Origin of the sequence: Acetobacter farinalis, from assembly GCF_011516935.1 — a bacterium.
Lineage (GTDB): Bacteria > Pseudomonadota > Alphaproteobacteria > Acetobacterales > Acetobacteraceae > Acetobacter > Acetobacter farinalis.
Map to the genome: position 1 here is coordinate 594,822 of NZ_WOTF01000001.1, position 17,267 is coordinate 612,088.

Below are 17,267 nucleotides of genomic sequence, written 5' to 3' on the forward strand. Positions count from 1 at the left end.
GCTGGACGAGAGGGGGCCGGGAAGGGTATGTGACGCGCCTTGTGCAGCTTCGCAACTGTCCTCTTGCGCTTTCTCTGGTGCTGTGGCGTGGGTGATGTGCAGAAAACGGTGTGTTTGCAGCCAGTCTGGTGGAGAAAAAAATTATGCCCGGTTCCGTCCCTCGGATCGTCATGAAGTTCGGTGGAACATCCGTGGGGGATCTTGAGCGCATCAAGGCCGTGGCCGAGCGTGTGAAAAAGCAGAAGGACGCCGGCTGTGACGTGCTGGTGGTTGTCTCCGCCATGGCCGGGGAAACCAACAAGCTTGTCGGCTATTGTGACGCGCTGTCTGACCTGCATGATGCCCGGGAATATGATTCCATTGTGGCCACAGGTGAGCAGGTGACCAGCGGGCTGCTGGCTATTGCGCTGCAGAAGATTGGCGTGGCGGCCCGATCCTTTGCCGGCTGGCAGGTGCCGATCCGGACCGATTCGGTGCATGGCAAGGCCAGTCTGGACACCATTGATGGTGAACGCCTTCTGGGGTGTATGGCTGAAGGCATTGTTCCCGTTGTTGCCGGGTTTCAGGGGGTGGGGCCGGATGGGCGTGTGACAACGCTGGGGCGCGGTGGCTCCGATACATCCGCCGTGGCCCTTGCCGCCGCCATCCGGGCTGACAGATGTGATATTTATACCGATGTGGACGGGATCTACACGACAGACCCGCGCATAGTGGCAAAAGCCCGCAAGCTTGAAAAAATCACGTATGAGGAAATGCTTGAGCTTGCTTCTGTAGGCGCCCGGGTGCTGCAGACGCGCAGCGTTGGTCTGGCAATGCGGGAGCGGGTGCGCGTTCAGGTACTTTCAAGCTTTGAGGATGGCCCTGCGCTGGTTGAGGGTGAACTTCCCGGCTCTCTTGTGGTGGATGAGGACGAAATCGTGGAAAAAAAACTGGTTACCGGCATTGCCTACTCCCGTGACGAAGCAAAGCTGTCGGTAAGGCGCATTCCTGATCGTCCGGGTATTGCCGCGGCCATTTTTGGCCCGCTGAGCGAAGCCAACGTGAATGTGGATATGATTGTGCAGAGCACCGGGGCTGATGGAACGACGAACATGACGTTCACCACCAGCAAGAGCGATCTGCCGCGCGCCATCAGCACGCTGGAATCCATGCGGCATGCCGTGCAGTATGAAGAGCTGGCAACCGATGCGGATGTCGTGAAAATCAGCGTGGTCGGCACCGGCATGCGCTCTCACACCGGTGTGGCGGCAACCATGTTCCGCACGCTGTCCGAACGCTCCATCAATATTCAGGTGATTTCCACCAGCGAGATCAAGGTCTCTGTTCTGGTTTCCGCCGAGTATGCGGAACTTGCCGTGCGCGCCCTGCATACTGCGTATGGACTGGATGATGTCTGAGATGTCTGTATCCGATATGAACGCCCCCCCCACTGACGCTGAAAAGGCGCGTGCGCGGAAGCGTTTTGACCATCTGTGCCAGCGCGGGACCGCATTTCTGGGAACAGAGTACGCCATCCTTGGTGGCGCGATGTCCTGGGTGAGTGAGCGGCATCTGGTTTCCGCCATTTCCAATGCCGGTGGTTTTGGCGTGATTGCCTGCGGGGCCATGCAGCCGGAGCGTCTGGCTGAGGAAATTGCTGCAACCCGCGCGCTGACAGACCGGCCGTTCGGTGTGAACCTGATTACCATGCATCCGCAGTTGGATGATCTGGTGCAGGTCTGTTTGCAGGCCGGGGTCGGGCATATCGTTCTGGCGGGCGGCATTCCACCTGCCGCGGCCATCAAGGCAGCGAAGGACGGGGGCGCGAAGGTTATCGGGTTTGCTCCCGCTCTGGTTCTGGCCAAGCGGCTGATCAAGATGGGCGTGGATGCGCTGGTGATTGAAGGTGCTGAAGCGGGCGGCCATGTCGGGCCTGTTTCCCTCACAGTGCTGGCGCAGGAAATCCTGCCCTATATCGATCAGGTTCCGGTGTTTGTCGCCGGTGGTCTTGGCCGGGGGGATGCCCTGCTGTCCTATCTGGAGCAGGGGGCTTCCGGCGGCCAGCTCGGAACACGCTTTGCCGCTGCGGCCGAGAGCATTGCGCACGAAAAATTCAAGCAGATCTTCGTGCGCGCCAACGCGCGTGATGCTGTGACATCCGTGCAGCTTGATGAGCGTTTCCCGGTTATTCCGGTGCGGGGGCTCGCAAATGAAGGCAGCCGCCGTTTTCTGGTGCATCAGGCAGAAGTGATCGAACGCTTCCGCAGCGGGGATGTGACGCGCGAAGAAGCACAGCTCGAGATCGAACATTTCTGGGCTGGCGCTCTGCGCCGCGCTGTGATTGATGGGGATGTTGAAAACGGATCTGTCATGGCCGGGCAATCTGTGGGTATGGTAAAGGCCGTTCAGCCTGTGGCTGAAATTATCTCTGACCTTGTTGAGCAGGCTGTAGTGGCGTTGGTGCGCCAGCAGCGGCGCATGGATTGTAATGGCTGAACCCGGTTTTGTTCCCGAGCAGGACGCTCCTGTGTCCGCTCCCGCGTTACCTGATGTTGAGAGCCTCGGGGTTGGGGCGGCGTTGTGCAAGCGGCGGGAGCAGTTGGGCTGGTCTTTGGCGGATGTTGCCGCATGGCTGCGCATCCGCGAATCCTATCTGGAAGCTCTGGAAAGCGGGCGTGCCGGGGTTTTTCCGGCAGAAGCCTATGCTCTGGGGTTTTTACGGACGTATGGCTCGGCTCTGGGGTTTGATGCGTCTGTTCTCGTGCAGCGCTACAAGCGGGAAGGAAAGGGGGCGGCGCGCAAGCCGGAACTGACTTTCCCGGCACCCGTGCCGGACAGGCGTATTCCTCCGGGTGTGACCGTATCTCTCGGGCTGGCCGTTATTCTGGCAAGCTATGTCGGCTGGTACCACTTCATCGGGCATGCCCCGCCGGTGCCGGAGCATGTGCCGCCCGTTGAAGCCATTATTCCCGGCGCGCAGACAAACAACACCCCCTCTCCTCAGGTTGCATCTATCCTGCCCGGGCCCGATGCCGTGCCGGCACACAGGCCGGAAGACCAGTCTGCCGCTCCGCTCCAGCCGCAGGCGGGCACCCAGCCCGCAGTGATGGCTGAAGGCCAGACATCGGCACCCTCAACGCCATCATCCACTGCGGCAGGTCCTGCTGTGCAGGGTGGAGAGGGGCCGGGTGCTGCGGCTCAGGGCGGTTCTTCTCCGGCTGACTCTTCTCAGGCGGCTTCGTTCCTGCCATCGGTCGATCAGGCGCCGCATCCTCAGTCCGCAGACTCTGCCCAGCCAGTGACGGCGCCTGATAATCAGTCAGATAATCAGATTGTCCTGAAGGCCATCGGTTCCAGCTGGGTGCAGGTGAAGGATGCCAGCGGCAAGGTGGCCTATGACCATGTCATGCAGCCCAATGACCAGTGGAGTGTCCCTGCGGAAGGCGGCCCGTACATCCTGACCGTGGGGAATGCGGGCGGTATTGTGCTCAGTGCTGGTGGGGTCACCACGCAGCCTCTGGGCCGCAACGGCGCTGTGCGCAGAAAGCTGGAACTGACGCCTGAAGCGGTGAAGGCTGGCTCACTGGCTGCGCTCGCGCCTTCAGGGGCTTCGGTTGGTGCTCCGGTTTCTCCTTCGGCTCCGGCTGCGCCGGCGTCCGTTCCGGCAATCCCCCCAGCCAACCCGGCCAGCGGCAGTTCTGACGGTAGTGCGGCATCCGCACCTCAGAATGACGTCCCTGCCGGTGTGAATGCGGCGGGTGCCATGCCGGGGGTGAGTGGTGAAGGGCAGAGTGGTCAGGCGTCACCTGCGGTTGATACGCCGCCGCCAGTTTTGCCCAAACCCCGGCCACGGCGGCGGCCCGCGCCGAAGCCTGAGCCGAGCGCGGATGATCTGAATGCACGCCAGTTACAGAGCATAGCTGGGCACTGAGGGTCTGATTTTCGTGCTTTCATGTAGCCAACACGGATTGATTTTGGCAGGAAGGCATCAAACGTAATAGGGCAGGTGCGCGGCGGAACGCAGTTTGCCTGACAACAGTCGTCTCGACAAAAGGATGTAACATGAGTGGCTACCGGCCTTACCAGCATATCGAGCGTCGGAAATCACGGAAAATCCATGTCGGCAAGGTTGCCGTCGGTGGGGATGCGCCGATTTCCGTCCAGACCATGACCAACACCCTGACCACGGATGCACAGGCGACAATCGAGCAGATCCGCCGTGCGGAACTGGCCGGTGTGGATATCGTGCGTGTGTCCTGCCCGGATGAAGAGAGCACCAAGGCGCTGGAAGAAATCGTGCGGGAAGTGAATGTGCCTATCGTGGCCGATATTCACTTTCACTACAAACGCGCGATTGAGGCCGCCAAGGCCGGTGCCGCCTGCCTGCGGATCAACCCCGGTAACATCGGCAGCCCGGAGCGCGTGCGTGAAGTTGTGCAGGCCGCCAAGGATTATGGCTGTTCCATCCGTATTGGTGTGAATGCCGGGTCTCTGGAAAAGCACCTTCTGGAAAAATACGGGGAACCCAACCCCGAGGCGCTGGTGGAAAGCGCTCTTGAGCACGCAAAAATTCTGGAAGATCATGACTTCCGTGAATTCAAGATCAGCGTGAAAGCGTCTGACGTGTTCATGGCTGTGGCCGCGTATCAGCAGCTTGCTGATGCCTGTGATTATCCTCTGCATATCGGCATTACGGAAGCTGGCAGCAAACGCGCCGGAACCGTGAAGTCCTCTATCGGTCTGGGCAACCTGCTGTGGGCCGGTGTGGGTGACACCATGCGCGTCTCTCTCTCCGCTGCGCCGGAAGAAGAAGTGCTGGTGGGCTGGGATATTCTGAAGTCCCTCGGCCTGCGCCACCGTGGCGTGAAGATTATTTCCTGCCCGTCCTGTGCCCGTCAGGGCTTCAACGTGGTGGAGACAGTCCAGACGCTGGAAGACCGTCTTGCCCATATCAAGACCCCGCTGACACTCTCCATCATCGGCTGCGTGGTGAATGGCCCCGGTGAAGCGCTGATGACGGATCTGGGCGTGACCGGCGGTGGCTCTGGCCGCCACATGGTCTACTCCTCAGGCAAGCAGGATCATACCGTGCCGGGGACTGATATGATCGAGCACGTGGTGGAATTGGTGGAAGCCCGCGTTGCCGCTATTCAGGCGGAAGAAGCCAAGGAAAAGGCAGAAGGCATCGTGCCGGAACTGCCGGAAATGTCTTCCGCCAAATAAGAGTTCCCACCAGTGTGCGGCCGGGTCAGGCACCCGGTTTGCGCACTGGTGGAACGTTTCTTGTCTAAACCCTGTCAGGACAGGATGCCCGGCTGATCTGAAGCCGCGGCGGCATCATGTCGGAAAGAGTCATTCGTGAGCAGCATTCAGCCCGTAAGAGGAACGCACGACCTTATTGGGGAGCAGCAGCGCCGGCATGCCCATGTGGTCTCTGTCGCCCGCCATATTGCCGGTCTTTACGGGTTTGATGAATGGGCTACGCCTATTTTTGAGGAAACCCGCGTTTTCTCCCGCTCTCTGGGAGATACGTCCGATGTGGTGTCCAAGGAAATGTATTCCTTTGACGATCGGGATGGGGAAAGCCTGACCCTGCGTCCGGAAGGCACCGCCGCCATCTGCCGGGCGCTGGTGACAAACGGCCTGACCCAGTCCCTGCCGCAGAAGGTGTTTTATGCCGGACCGATGTTCCGGTACGAACGCCCGCAGAAGGGGCGGTATCGCCAGTTTCATCAGATTGGCGCGGAACTTCTGGGTGCTGCGGAACCGCTGGCCGATGCGGAGGCTATTGCTCTGGCATACCAGCTTCTGACAGCGCTTGGCGTTGCGGGGGATGTCACGCTGGAGCTGAACACGCTGGGGGATATGGCCAGCCGTGACGCATGGCGGGCGGCGCTGGTGGCCTATTTCTCCGGGCACAAGGACAAGCTTTCAGAAGAAAGCCGGACACGGCTGGAAAAAAATCCACTGCGGATTCTGGACAGCAAGGACGCGGGAGACCGTGTTCTGGTTGCCGATGCGCCGATGATGGAGGAATTCCTGACGCCGGACGCACGGGTCTTCTGGGAGGGCCTGCGCCGCACGCTGGACGGGTTCGGGATTGCATACACCATCAACCCCAGCATTGTGCGCGGTCTGGATTACTACAATCACACGACCTTTGAGTTCGTGACGCGCCGCCTTGGTTCGCAGGGTACGTTGCTGGCTGGCGGGCGGTATGACGGGCTGGTGCAGCAGATGGGCGGGCCGGAAGTGCCCTCTATCGGCTGGGCAGCCGGGGTGGAACGCCTCGCCATGCTGCTGGAGGCCGCTCCCGCCGCGCCGCGTTCCGTGGTGATTGTCCCCGTTGGCGCACCCGATGAGGCCGCCCTGCTGGGCATTCTGCAAACCCTGCGGCAGCAGGGCGTGCGGACGGAAATCGGGTATCGCGGTTCCCTGCGCAAGCGGATGGAGCGGGCTGGGAAGCAGAACGCCAGCCATGTGCTGTTCCTCGGGGATGATGAACTGGCGCGCGGCAGCTTCCGGGTCAAGAACATGGAAACGGGTGAAGAAGCCGAAGTCTCGCGCGAGACCCTGTTTTCCAACGCAGCGAGCGTGTTTGCAAAAACGGGTGAGTCTGCTGCTCAATGACTCTTGAAGAACGGTTGGACAGGATTGTTGGCCGGGCGCTGGAGCTGGAAGCCCTGCTGGCAAGTGGTGTGAGTGGAGAGGCGTTTACACAGGCTTCGCGCGAGTATGGGGAAATAGAGCCCGTTGTCTCGCGCATCAACGCGTTGCGGGCGGCGGAGCAGGAAGCACGGCAGGCGGAAGCGCTTCTGGCTGACCCGGAAATGAAAGAGCTGGCAGAAGCCGAGCTTGCGGAACTGCATGATACGCTGCCAAAGCTGCGGCAGGACGTGCGGCTTTCCATGCTGCCGCGTGATGCGGCGGATGAACGCAGCGCCATTCTGGAAGTGCGCCCCGCGGCAGGGGGGGATGAAGCCGCCCTGTTTGCCTCGGAACTGTTTGATCTTTATCGCCGGTATGCAGACCTGCGCGGCTGGCGCTTTTCCGTCATGGATTATGATGAAAGCGAACTGGGCGGCCTGCGCTGCGGCATTGCCGAAATTAGCGGCAAGGGCGTGTTCGCGCGCCTGAAATATGAATCCGGCGTGCACCGCGTGCAGCGTGTTCCCGCGACAGAAAGCCAGGGGCGTATCCACACATCAACCGTGACGGTGGCTGTGCTGCCTGAAGCGGAAGAAGTGGATGTCACCATTGATGACTCCGACCTGCGGATTGACGTCTATCGGGCGTCCGGCGCTGGCGGGCAGCATGTGAACAAAACGGAAAGCGCTGTCCGGATTACGCACATGCCCAGCGGCATTGTGGTGGCCATGCAGGAAGAGAAAAGCCAGCACAAGAACAAGGCGAAAGCCATGAAAATCCTGCGGGCGCGCCTCTATGAGCAGCAGCGCGCGCAGGCGCATGAATCCCGTGCGGCGGACAGGCGTTCACAGGTGGGAACGGGTGACAGGTCCGAGCGTATCCGCACCTACAATTTCCCTCAGGGGCGTGTCACGGACCATCGTGTCAATCTGACTCTCTACAAGATCGACCGCATCATGCTGGGTGAGATTGATGACTTTGTAGACGCCCTGACGCAGGAAGAGCAGGCAGCTCTTCTGGCCGCCGAGGGTCTGTAAGGGACGGCTTCCCCGCCTTGCGGGCCAGCCTTGCTGCGCTCTGACGGGGATGCGGGGCGCAGGGGCTTTTCCGGTGCCCTTAGCTGACCGGCATTGCGCAGACGTTGGACTGGCCCGGATGATGCTCCGCAGCCTCCGGGTCTTCCGGGTCATGCAGGAAGAATTCGGTGAAATTGTTGGACCCAAGCGCGTAGAAATGGTGGTGGTCAGGGTTGTGCAGGGTGCCGTCGCTATTGACCTCGTGGGTCTCAACCCGGCCTTCGGGCGTGCGGATCGTAATTTCACCGCAAAGCGTATAGGTGTGCTCAACCCGACCGGCGGGGGTGGTGACGTGGATGGTTTTTTCCGGTGTGCGGTCATCCAGCCTGATTGTGCCCGCGAGGGCACCGTCAATATAAATGCGGGAGACTTCCGAGATTTCAGCATCAGCCTTGCCATCAGTCACCGTGAACTCACCTGCCAGTGCGGGTGTGGCACACAGCAGGGCTGTGAGAACGGCACCGCAAATCGGCAGTGCCGTGCGAGGCAGGGAACTGGGGCTGAAAAAACGCATCATGAAACCGGGACCGCTGACAGGAATGCACTCTTGTGACTAGAGCAGAAAACAATCAGGCCAGCCAGACTTTGGAACAACTTCTTGCTCTGGGCACCCGGCAACTGGCTGATGCCGGGATTGACTCTCCCCGGCGTGAGGCGCGGCTGCTGCTGATGTATGCTCTGGGGCTGACACCCGAGCAGATGCTCTCCCGCTCTCCGCAGGATCTGGTGCCGGAGCAGCCTTTTCTGGCGTATCTGGCGCGCCGTGTGCAGCGTGAGCCAATGGCGTTCATTACCGGCAATCAGGGCTTCTGGACGCTGGATCTGGCTGTTTCTCCCGCCACACTGGTGCCGCGGGGGGATAGTGAGACGCTGCTGTCCTGCCTGCTGGATTATTGCCCTGAACCACAGGCCCCCAAAGCCATGCTGGATCTGGGCACCGGCACGGGGTGCCTGCTGCTGGCCGCGCTGGTGGAATACCCGCAGGCATGGGGCATTGGCGTGGATATCAACCCGGATGCCGCCCTCCTTGCGCAGGGGAATGCGCAGAGATGCGGGCTGGCCGAGCGGGCGCTTTTTATGGCCGGGGTGTGGGATAATGCCCTGCATGGACAGCGCTTTGATGTCGTGCTGAGCAACCCCCCCTACATTCCCACGGGGGATCTTGCCGGCCTGATGCCGGAAGTGCGCCTGCATGAGCCTCTGGCCGCGCTGGATGGCGGGGCGGATGGTATGGAGGCTTATCGGGTTCTGTGTGCCCGCCTGCCGTACCTGCTGGCGGAAGGCGGGATTGCCGTTTTTGAGATCGGTATCGGGCAGGGGGAGGATCTGCGCGTGATCGCGCAGGCGGCGGGCCTTGAGGTGCTGGAGATTCGGTCAGATTTTGGTGATGTGCCCAGAGCCGCCGTTTTGCGGGTCTGTCCTGACAAGGGCGTATAAAAAACAGGTTGGCTTTATGTGGGCACGTTGCTATTGTTCTCAAAGCTTATCCTTTAGGTAGCGATGGTCTTTTTTAGCCGCCACCCGGACAAGCCATGGGGCTTTTCACTCAGCAGCGGTTTCTCTGCGCTGGATTAAGCCCGTTCCGAAAGACAATTCGGCCTTCAGTCAGGAAACGCGTCTTAACACTACCCTTGGACTGTTTCTTCATGCGGAATGCCATGAACAGGAAAGTGCTGCGATAGCTCATGAATGTAAAACGGATGCGACCCAGAAATCATCGCTCCAGCGGTGGGGGTGGTGGCACTTCCCGGCATCTGAATGGTCAGATCCCGATGAACCGAAACCATGTTTTCGATAGCCACGGACCGGATGTCCGTGTGCGTGGGACAGCCCAGCAGCTTTTTGAAAAATATCTTCAACATGGTCGTGATGCGACTGGCGCAGGGGACCGTGTGGCGGCTGAAGCCTATTTCCAGCATGCCGAGCATTATTTCCGCATCATGAACGCCATGGCGCAGGCAGCTCAGCAGAGCCAGCAGGAGCGTGCTGAACGTCAGGCTGTCCGCCAGTCAGCAAGCCGCTCACAAGCCAGTGGCGCGGACGAGATGGAAGATAACCGTCAGGACGCAGAAGACGCTCAGCAGCCTTATGGCGAAGCGGACCCGCAGCCGGAACTTTCTGAAAACTGAGAAAACTTCCCGACCTTCAGTCCGCTTTGCTGCGGGCTGAAGAACCGGGGAGGGATCTGCTCCATGCTGATCTGCTCAGCATGGAAACAGCGTGCGCGCCTGTCCTGTAGGATGCGCGCAGCATGACCATGAGCATGCTTTTATAGGAAAAAAACCGAACCCTTGTGAAACCAGAAGCAGGAAGCCTGTATAAGCTTTATGAAAGCTATAGAGGATAACTGCTTGATTTTTAAGGAAAGATGGTAGCGGCGGACGGATTTGAACCGCCGACCAAGGGATTATGATTCCCCTGCTCTACCGCTGAGCTACGCCGCCATCGTTCGGTGGAGGTGATCTACTATCGGGAGGGGGAGGCCGTCAAGACGTGTGCGCTGAATTTGTTACAAAAAATGCGCAGCCGCCTTTACTGGTCCAGATTTCCGCCCCCGAAAATATAGTTGCTGACCTGCTGCTCCAGGCTGGAGGGTTCCAGCGTATGCGTCATCATGGTGCCGGGTGCGACCGTGGTGTGGGATGTCCCGGGCTCGATAACCAGTGCGTTATCGGATGAGAGAGTGGTGCTGCCGATTGTCAGCAGGCTGTCTTCAGGCAGTTTGAGGTCTGCATTCAGGCGGAACCGCACGATGGCCATCTGGGAGACCGGGTCCAGGGTGATGGAGGAAACCCGGCCGACACTCACTCCGGCAAGATTCACATCCGCACCACGGTTCAGGCCGTTGGCAGAGACAAAGCGTGCGGAAAGATCATACCGCTCCAGCCCCGGAGCGGTCTGGGTCGCACGGGCATACAGGGCAAAAGCCAGAGTGCCCGCCAGGACAGCCCCGCTGAAGATACTCGCACCTGCGCGGCCGCGTCCAATCATGCTCTACATTCTCCGTTTGTGCTTCTGTGGCCGTCTGGCCCGGTTCCATCAATGCTTGCAGCACGTAAGCACATGGTGCAAGGACAACCTTCTTTCATCGTGCGGTCAGATCAGGGGTTTGTGACAGGTGTCTTTCTTTCAGGCGATGATCATAGCGCTTCTGCAAGGGGCTACAGAGCTTTTTCCAGTGAGCAGTTTGGGGCATGCCGTGGTCCTGCCGGCGCTCCTGCACTGGTCTTTTGATCAGCATGCGCCAGCCTTCCTGCCTTTTCTGGTCATGCTGCATCTTGGCACGTCCATCGCGCTGCTGATTTTTTTCTGGAAAGACTGGTCAGCCCTGTTCCTGGGTGCGCTGGGCGGCGCGGGCCGTCGCGTGCAGAGGGAGAGCCTGCATATCCTTCTCCTGCTGGTGGTGGCCACCATCCCGGCTGTGGTGATTGGCGGGTTGTTCGAGCATATGCTGCGCAGCCTGTTCGGCTCTGCTCCGGCGGCGGCTGTCTTTCTGTTCCTGAACGGTTTGATGCTGCTGCTGGCAGAAAGGCTGCGGGGGCTTTCAGGGCGCAAAAATGTGCAGACGGTGGCGGATATGACCACCAAGGATGCGCTGGTGATTGGCGTGTTCCAGTGCATTGCCTTTTTCCCCGGCTTTTCCCGTTCGGGAGCAACAATCTGCGGCGGGCTGCTCCGTGGGTTGCGGCATGATACCGCCGCCCGCTTTTCGTTCCTGATGGCTGAGCCTGTCATTCTCGCGGCAACGGTGCGTGAGGCCTTCAAGCTTCGCTCGGCCCCGCCGGACCCGGCTCAACTGCATCTGGCGCTGATTGCCGCTGTTGTTGCGGGGTGCACGGCCTTTGTCAGCACGGCTTTCCTGATGCGCTATTTCCGTGATCATGATAGATGGGCGCTCTCTCCGTTTGCCTATTACTGCATGGCGGCCGGAGCGATCGCGACTATAATTTTTCATTTCTATGCGTAAACGAAAAGCCTGACTTATATCAGGCGCTGGTTCATGATGCATTGGCGGGCCGGGTCGGACACTCCGGCCCGGTTTCTGGTTGGAGGTTACACAGGCTCTCATGGGGATTTCATCCTGCCCGGATACAGGGCGGTCTCGTCGCAAATCACTTGAGAGAATCGAGCGGGAAAACAGCGCTCAACGGCTGAAGAGAACGCTCGGGCCTGTGCAGCTCACCATGCTGGGGGTGGGCTCCACCATCGGGGCTGGCATTTATGTCATGACGGGTACGGCTGCTGCGAATTATGCAGGGCCTTCCATTCTGCTCTCATTTATCGTGGCCGGTCTGGCCTGCCTGTTTACGGCTCTTTCTTATGGTGAGCTGGCGTCCGCCATGCCGGTTTCAGGCTCGGCCTATACCTACGCCTATGTGTCCATGGGCGAGGCCTGTGCCTGGGGGGTGGGGTGGCTCCTGCTGCTTGAATACGGCATTTCCTGCGCGGGTGTGGCCGCAGGGTTTTCGGGCTATGCTGTCAGCCTTCTTCAGGATTTTGGCATACAGGTGCCGCATGCGCTGGCCACTACCACCCTGGAGGTCACGTTCGACAAGGCCGGGCGGCATATCTCCGGTGCGGGGCAGGTGGATCTGGTAGGCGCCTTTTCCATTCTTGTGGTGACGGGCCTGCTGATTCTGGGCGTCAAGGAATCCCTGCGGATCAATACCGCCATTGTCTTCCTCAAAGTGGGCGTTCTGGCGGTGTTTGTGGCGTTTGGTATCTGGGAAATTCACCCGGCTTACTGGACACCGTTCATTCCGCCGCATGAAGACGGGTTCCGCTACGGTATTCCCGGAATTTTCCGCGCGGCGTCCATCATATTTTTTGCCTATGTGGGGTTTGAAGCGGTCTCGACAGCCTCATCTGAAGCACGAAACCCGCGGCGGGATATTCCGGTAGGCATTATCCTCTCCCTGCTGCTCTGCACGGCCGTATACATGATTGTGGCCGCTGTTCTGATTGGTGTCGTGCCGTGGAAGCTGCTGGATGTGGCAGACCCTCTGGCTGTGGCCGTGAATGCCATGCATCAGCCATGGCTTGCGTTTTTTGTAAAAATCGGGGCCGTGATCGGCCTGTGTTCCGTGCTGTTTGGCCTGCTTTACGCGCAAAGCCGCATTTTTTTCGCAATGGCGGAAGATGGCCTGCTCATGCCGCTGTTCAGCAAGCTGCATCCGCGCTTCAGCACCCCGTGGATAGGGACTATCCTGCTGGGCGTTGTGGTGGCTATCGCGACAGCAACGCTGCCTATTGATGTGATTGGTGATCTGGTGAGCCTCGGCACGGCCACGGCTTTCGGGATTGTCTGCTTTACCGTGATCTGGGTCCGGAACACGGCGCCGGACTTCCCCCGCACGTTCAGTGTGCCGGGGGGCGGTTTTACGGTGAAAGGCATCTGGATTGGATATGCCCCTCTGCTGGGCATCCTGTTCTGCCTGATTATGGCTGCACCACTGTTTGTTGATATGATTTTCGCGCTCTTTTCGGGTGACCCTGTCCCTGCGACGCTGCTTGTTCTCTATAGTCTCTGCGGCTGGGCCAGCTACCGCTTTTACGGGCGGAAACACTCCCGCCTTGGGCGCGAGCTGGCGGCGGACTGAGGGGTTAGCCGGGCTGGCGGATGCAGCCCGGCCTTCAAGTCTTCAGGGCGTCAATCGTTCAGGGGGTAGGAGGCCAGCAGGCGCTTCTGCTGCCGCCACAGGCGCACACCGTGCCATAGCCCGCTGGATTTCCAGCCTTCCTTTTTCTTCTTCGCCCCGATACGGAATGTTTCCCGGTAATGGTGAAACTGGGCCGCATAGGCTTCACGCAGCGTGGTTCTGGAATCCCAGATATGGGTGGCTTCCGAACCCACGCCGTTGATTTCGATGATCTCGAAGTTCTCACCCCGTTTCAGGGCGTCAACAGACTCGAATTTCACATCGATCCGGCCAAAATGAAAATCAGGAATATCCTGCATGATCTCGTCCACCCGCGTGACCAGAGCGGGGGTGATGTCGGCCGCGCCATTATGAAAAATGGCCCCCTTGCAGTGGTTACCGGCAAAAACGAGATCCAGCGTTTCTCCCGCAGCCAGCACCTCATTCAGGCGGGCGTGCAGGCGGGGGGTGTAAATATGGAGCAGGAGGCTGGTGCGCGGGTCCTGTTTGAGCAGATCCAGCACGGTGGCGTGGCCATTGCCGACCAGTGTGGGGATGTCCTTGTAAGTCAGTGAGGAAATTTCGCCACGCGGGCTGTCGGGGTGGCGGATATAGAACAGTCCCGCCTCATGCCTGTAGGGAATCAGCCGCTGGAGAACCAGCTTGATCTGGCGCGGAAAGGCCGCCAGAGCGGCGCTCAGTTCGGCTTCCGTGCGGGCCAGTTTTACGCCGGTGCCGTTGCAGCCGATATCGGGTTTGACCACAACGGGCACGCTCAGCCCCTTGGCGGTCATGGCGTCCAGTGCGCGGTGTGTATCGTCCGTGCCGGTTGTCAGGGTGACGTAGGGCGCAATCCAGCGGGATGCGATGCTGCCTGCCATATCCAGAATGCCGCTCTTGCTCTCACCACACAGGCCACCGGTTTCAATGCGCGGGTTGGCGGCTGTGGGTGTGCTGAAATCTCCATACCGGATACCCAGAAGAATCCAGTACAGGACAACAGGCGTGTAGAACGCCCAGCCGGGCCAGAATTCAAAGCTGGAGAGAGGGGAGGCGGGCTTGCCTTTGGCTGCCTCTGAGGGTGTGGAAAGCGCAGCGTGAGCCTGAGAGGGGTTGGGCAGGTAGGTCATTTTCCCTGTTTCTGAATGTGGGCGGCAACGCGGCCCATAATGATAATGACCAGCACAAAGCCGAAGATGCCGACCCAGCGCCAGGTTCCGAGGTGGGCCAGAAGAAATCCGCCAACCCGCAGCGATAGCGCAAACAGGGCAGATGTCCAGATCATGGTGGCCAGGATGGTGGCCAGGGTAAAGGTGCGCAACCCCGCATTGAAAAAACCGCAGGCCGTATAGAGCGGCAGGCGTGTGCCCGGCACAAAGCGGCTGATGAAAACAACGCGGAACAGCTTTTCCGTCAGCCACCGGCGTTGCACATCCCGCTCCGGAGTGTTGATCCATTTGCGGGCCGGTGGCCAGTGGGCCGCAAGGTATCCGAGCCCGTAAAGCCCGACATCACCCGCAACAATTCCGACATAAAGCGCTATTAAAGCGGTGGACGGAGAGAGTGTATGTAGTTTGACCTGAATAGCGGTAAGAACTGTTGCAGCATCTTCAAGAATAAATGTGGCGATGATGACGATGAGAACCTGAACCAACGGGTATGCGGTTGTCACTTCAAGGAAATGGTCCAGAGATCCGGGCATCAGGCAGAAAAATCCACAATTTCAGAGTGCAGGAGGAGCGTGCTACGGCGCGGTGAAAAAGATAAGGGCGTCAGGTTAAGCCTGCGCCATGCAGGGCGTGAGTCAGAGCATGAGCCGGGGCGCCGACAATGCGCGTGGCCTAGGGTATGGCGTGCAGCTTTCTTTAATGAACAAGGCGCTAAAACAGGCGCGGCACGGAGGAATGTCAAGCAATACAGCAGGTGTTGCGTTTGTACAGATAGCGAAACCTGCAGGATGCTGTATCTGAGAGACAGAAAAGATGCGGGAGGATAAAGTGACATTCTGTCCCGCTGGGTTCATGTGCTTAACAACAGGAGCTGGTACGGAATGCTGAGAAGAAAGTTTCTTGTCTGTGGCGCGGTGTCTGCCGCGGTGGCGACCCCGGCCTTTGCCAAAAACCGGGGGCATCATGGCGCATCTGCCGAAGGGGAGCAGGGGAGCTATGCCGTGTTTCTTGCCGGTGTGCGGCGCGAGGCCATCAGCAAGGGGCTTTCGGCATCTCTGGTGGATGAAGCCCTGGCGCTAACCCCGGAGCCCAACCAGAAGGTTCTGAAGGCGGACAGGCATCAGCCGGAATTCACCCTGACATGGGCGCAGTACAAGGCGCGGGTGATTACCGACAAAAAGATTTCAGACGGGCAGGCGGCTGTCAGCCGGCGCGAGGCGCTGTTGGGGCAGGTCAGCCAGCTTTACGGGGTGGATCGTGGCGTGATTGCCGGGATATGGGGGCTCGAATCCGCATATGGCACCAAGATGGGCACGTACCATGTCATCGATTCGCTCGCGACTCTGGCTTATGACGGCCGCCGCGCCGCGTTTTTCCGGGCGGAGCTCTTCAAGGCGCTGCATATTCTGGGGCAGGGGGACATAACCCCCGCGGGCATGATGGGGAGCTACGCGGGGGCCATGGGCCAGCCGCAGTTCATGCCCAGCGCCTATGAGCAGTATGCCGCCAGCTTTCCCGCCGGTGGGCGCCGCGATATCTGGAAAAATGAAGGGGATGTGTTTGCATCCATTGGCAACTATCTGGCCAAATGCCACTGGAAAGCGGGCGAACCATGGGGTGAGGCCGTAGATGTTCCCGATTCACTGGATCAGGGGCAGATCGGGCGGACTGCGGTGCGTCCTCTTTCCTACTGGGCGGCGCAGGGCGTGCGGCCGCAGGGCGGGGGAGACTTTACCCATATGGATCTGGATGGGGCCATTATCCGGCCTGATGGCGTTGGGGGGGAAGCCTATATGGTGTACCACAACTTCAATGTGATCCGTCGGTATAACCCCTCCGATTTTTATGCTCTGGGTGTTGGTCTTCTGGGTAGTGCGGTGGCGTGAAAAAAGCCTTTCTTCTTTGTTTTGCCGGTGTGGCGGCCTGTTCCAGACCTCAGCCCGCCGTGCAGCCCGATGTTCATTATGTGGTGGGTCCGGCCTGGAAGGCCGGGGCAGCCTGGATGTACCCACGGGAAGATTTTTCCTATCAGGCCATGGGGCTCGCCGTGCGGGATGCCCCCTCTGACCAGCCGTTGACAACGGATGGAGAGGTGCGCAACCCGCTCTCCATGAGCGGCAGCCACCCCACCTTGCAGCTTCCCGCGGTGGTGAGGGTGACAAACCTTGAAAATGGTCGGGAAATTACCATCCGCCTGAATGATCGCGGGCCAGCGGAAGCTGGGCGTATGCTGGGCCTTTCACGCAAGGCGGCTGATCTTCTGGGAATGGGCGCAGGCCCGGCCCGCGTGCGCGTGGTGGAAGATGAAACCGCAAGCCGCCAGTTGGCGGAAGAGCTGCCCGGTGGCCCGATGCTGCAGATCAGTGCGGCACCGCTGGAAACTGTGCAGCAGACGGCCCTTGGCCCGGTAACACAGCAGGCGGCGGGCGCGGTGGCTGGTGCGCCTCAGGCGACACCGGCGGACCAGACGACATCCCGCCCGGCTGTCCGGCTGCCGGACCTTCCGGTTGCGTGGCGGCAGGGGCCGCCTGTGGAAACCCGGCTCTGGGTGGAAACGGCCGATTTTACAGCGCGTGGCCCTGCAGCAAGGCAGGCCGCGCAGGAAGGAGGCACGGTCTGGCCTTCTTTCACACCACAAGGCAAGATGTGGGCTGTCCGACAAGGACCTTTTACGACTATAAGCGACGCGGATACGGCCCTGAAGCGTGCTCTTGCTGATGGCTTGACCGGATCTCATATCGTCGTCGAATAGGAAA

At 59.9% G+C, this 17,267-nt stretch carries 16 protein-coding genes and 1 tRNA gene; 12 read left to right on the forward strand and 5 right to left on the reverse strand.

The features are described from left to right. Positions 1-143: 143 nt before the first annotated feature. The 6 genes from GOB82_RS02680 to prfA all read left to right on the forward strand — a co-directional run bounded on the left by GOB82_RS02680 (position 144) and on the right by prfA (position 7,664). Complete coding sequence (locus tag GOB82_RS02680; RefSeq protein WP_166119209.1) at positions 144-1,397, forward strand: aspartate kinase; 1,254 nt, start codon at positions 144-146, stop codon at positions 1,395-1,397. Beyond that, entirely contained in the window at positions 1,390-2,475 is a 1,086-nt protein-coding gene (locus GOB82_RS02685; RefSeq protein WP_166119212.1) for an NAD(P)H-dependent flavin oxidoreductase, read from the forward strand. Before GOB82_RS02680 ends, GOB82_RS02685 begins: the two co-directional genes overlap by 8 nt. Continuing rightward, complete coding sequence (locus tag GOB82_RS02690; protein ID WP_166119214.1) at positions 2,468-3,910, forward strand: helix-turn-helix domain-containing protein; 1,443 nt, start codon at positions 2,468-2,470, stop codon at positions 3,908-3,910. The genes GOB82_RS02685 and GOB82_RS02690 overlap by 8 nt, the downstream gene beginning before the upstream one ends. Positions 3,911-4,041: 131 nt before the next feature. Then, positions 4,042-5,202 (forward strand): flavodoxin-dependent (E)-4-hydroxy-3-methylbut-2-enyl-diphosphate synthase, encoded by a 1,161-nt coding sequence (gene ispG / locus GOB82_RS02695; protein ID WP_166119217.1) that lies wholly within the window; start codon positions 4,042-4,044, stop codon positions 5,200-5,202. Positions 5,203-5,337: 135 nt separating this feature from the next. After that, complete coding sequence (gene hisS, locus GOB82_RS02700) at positions 5,338-6,609, forward strand: histidine--tRNA ligase (RefSeq protein WP_166119219.1); 1,272 nt, start codon at positions 5,338-5,340, stop codon at positions 6,607-6,609. Further along, positions 6,606-7,664: a peptide chain release factor 1 gene (gene prfA, locus GOB82_RS02705; protein WP_166119221.1), complete on the forward strand. Its 1,059-nt coding sequence runs from the start codon at positions 6,606-6,608 to the stop codon at positions 7,662-7,664. The genes hisS and prfA overlap by 4 nt, the downstream gene beginning before the upstream one ends. A 79-nt stretch (positions 7,665-7,743) precedes the next feature. On the opposite strand, the gene GOB82_RS02710 is transcribed toward prfA, so the two are convergent. Then, positions 7,744-8,220: a hypothetical protein gene (locus tag GOB82_RS02710; RefSeq protein WP_377792095.1), complete on the reverse strand. Its 477-nt coding sequence runs from the start codon at positions 8,218-8,220 to the stop codon at positions 7,744-7,746. 32 nt (positions 8,221-8,252) lie between these two features. Here GOB82_RS02710 and prmC point away from each other — a divergent pair, with 32 nt between their 5' ends. Further along, complete coding sequence (gene prmC / locus GOB82_RS02715) at positions 8,253-9,140, forward strand: peptide chain release factor N(5)-glutamine methyltransferase (protein ID WP_166119223.1); 888 nt, start codon at positions 8,253-8,255, stop codon at positions 9,138-9,140. A 248-nt stretch (positions 9,141-9,388) separates the two neighbouring features. Continuing rightward, positions 9,389-9,832 carry a DUF4167 domain-containing protein gene (locus GOB82_RS02720; protein ID WP_166119225.1) on the forward strand — a complete coding sequence of 148 codons (444 nt, stop codon included), beginning with the start codon at positions 9,389-9,391 and terminating at the stop codon, positions 9,830-9,832. 240 nt (positions 9,833-10,072) lie between these two features. Here GOB82_RS02720 and GOB82_RS02725 read toward each other — a convergent pair. Together GOB82_RS02725 and GOB82_RS02730 are read right to left on the reverse strand one after the other, a co-directional pair. Next, positions 10,073-10,147, reverse strand: a tRNA-Met gene (locus GOB82_RS02725). Between the two features lie 88 nt (positions 10,148-10,235). Beyond that, on the reverse strand, positions 10,236-10,694 hold the full coding sequence (locus GOB82_RS02730) for an MlaD family protein (protein WP_166119227.1): 459 nt from the start codon (positions 10,692-10,694) through the stop codon (positions 10,236-10,238). Between the two features lie 127 nt (positions 10,695-10,821). Between GOB82_RS02730 and GOB82_RS02735 the strand changes: the two genes are divergently transcribed. Both GOB82_RS02735 and GOB82_RS02740 read left to right on the forward strand, forming a co-directional pair. Continuing rightward, complete coding sequence (locus tag GOB82_RS02735; protein WP_166119230.1) at positions 10,822-11,670, forward strand: undecaprenyl-diphosphate phosphatase; 849 nt, start codon at positions 10,822-10,824, stop codon at positions 11,668-11,670. Between the two features lie 100 nt (positions 11,671-11,770). Continuing rightward, a complete protein-coding gene (locus GOB82_RS02740) occupies positions 11,771-13,303 on the forward strand; it encodes an amino acid permease (protein ID WP_166119232.1) in 1,533 nt (510 codons plus the stop codon). A gap of 50 nt (positions 13,304-13,353) precedes the next feature. On the opposite strand, the gene GOB82_RS02745 is transcribed toward GOB82_RS02740, so the two are convergent. Both GOB82_RS02745 and GOB82_RS02750 read right to left on the reverse strand, forming a co-directional pair. Further along, positions 13,354-14,472: an ATP-grasp domain-containing protein gene (locus tag GOB82_RS02745; protein WP_166119234.1), complete on the reverse strand. Its 1,119-nt coding sequence runs from the start codon at positions 14,470-14,472 to the stop codon at positions 13,354-13,356. Beyond that, positions 14,469-15,044 (reverse strand): DedA family protein, encoded by a 576-nt coding sequence (locus GOB82_RS02750; RefSeq protein ID WP_166119237.1) that lies wholly within the window; start codon positions 15,042-15,044, stop codon positions 14,469-14,471. Before GOB82_RS02750 ends, GOB82_RS02745 begins: the two co-directional genes overlap by 4 nt. Before the next feature lie 348 nt (positions 15,045-15,392). On the opposite strand from GOB82_RS02750, the gene GOB82_RS02755 reads away from it, so the two are divergent. Both GOB82_RS02755 and GOB82_RS02760 read left to right on the forward strand, forming a co-directional pair. Beyond that, positions 15,393-16,397 (forward strand): lytic murein transglycosylase, encoded by a 1,005-nt coding sequence (locus GOB82_RS02755; RefSeq protein ID WP_166119239.1) that lies wholly within the window; start codon positions 15,393-15,395, stop codon positions 16,395-16,397. Beyond that, a complete protein-coding gene (locus GOB82_RS02760) occupies positions 16,394-17,263 on the forward strand; it encodes a septal ring lytic transglycosylase RlpA family protein (RefSeq protein ID WP_265793970.1) in 870 nt (289 codons plus the stop codon). The genes GOB82_RS02755 and GOB82_RS02760 overlap by 4 nt, the downstream gene beginning before the upstream one ends. The last annotated feature ends 4 nt before the right edge of the window (positions 17,264-17,267 follow it).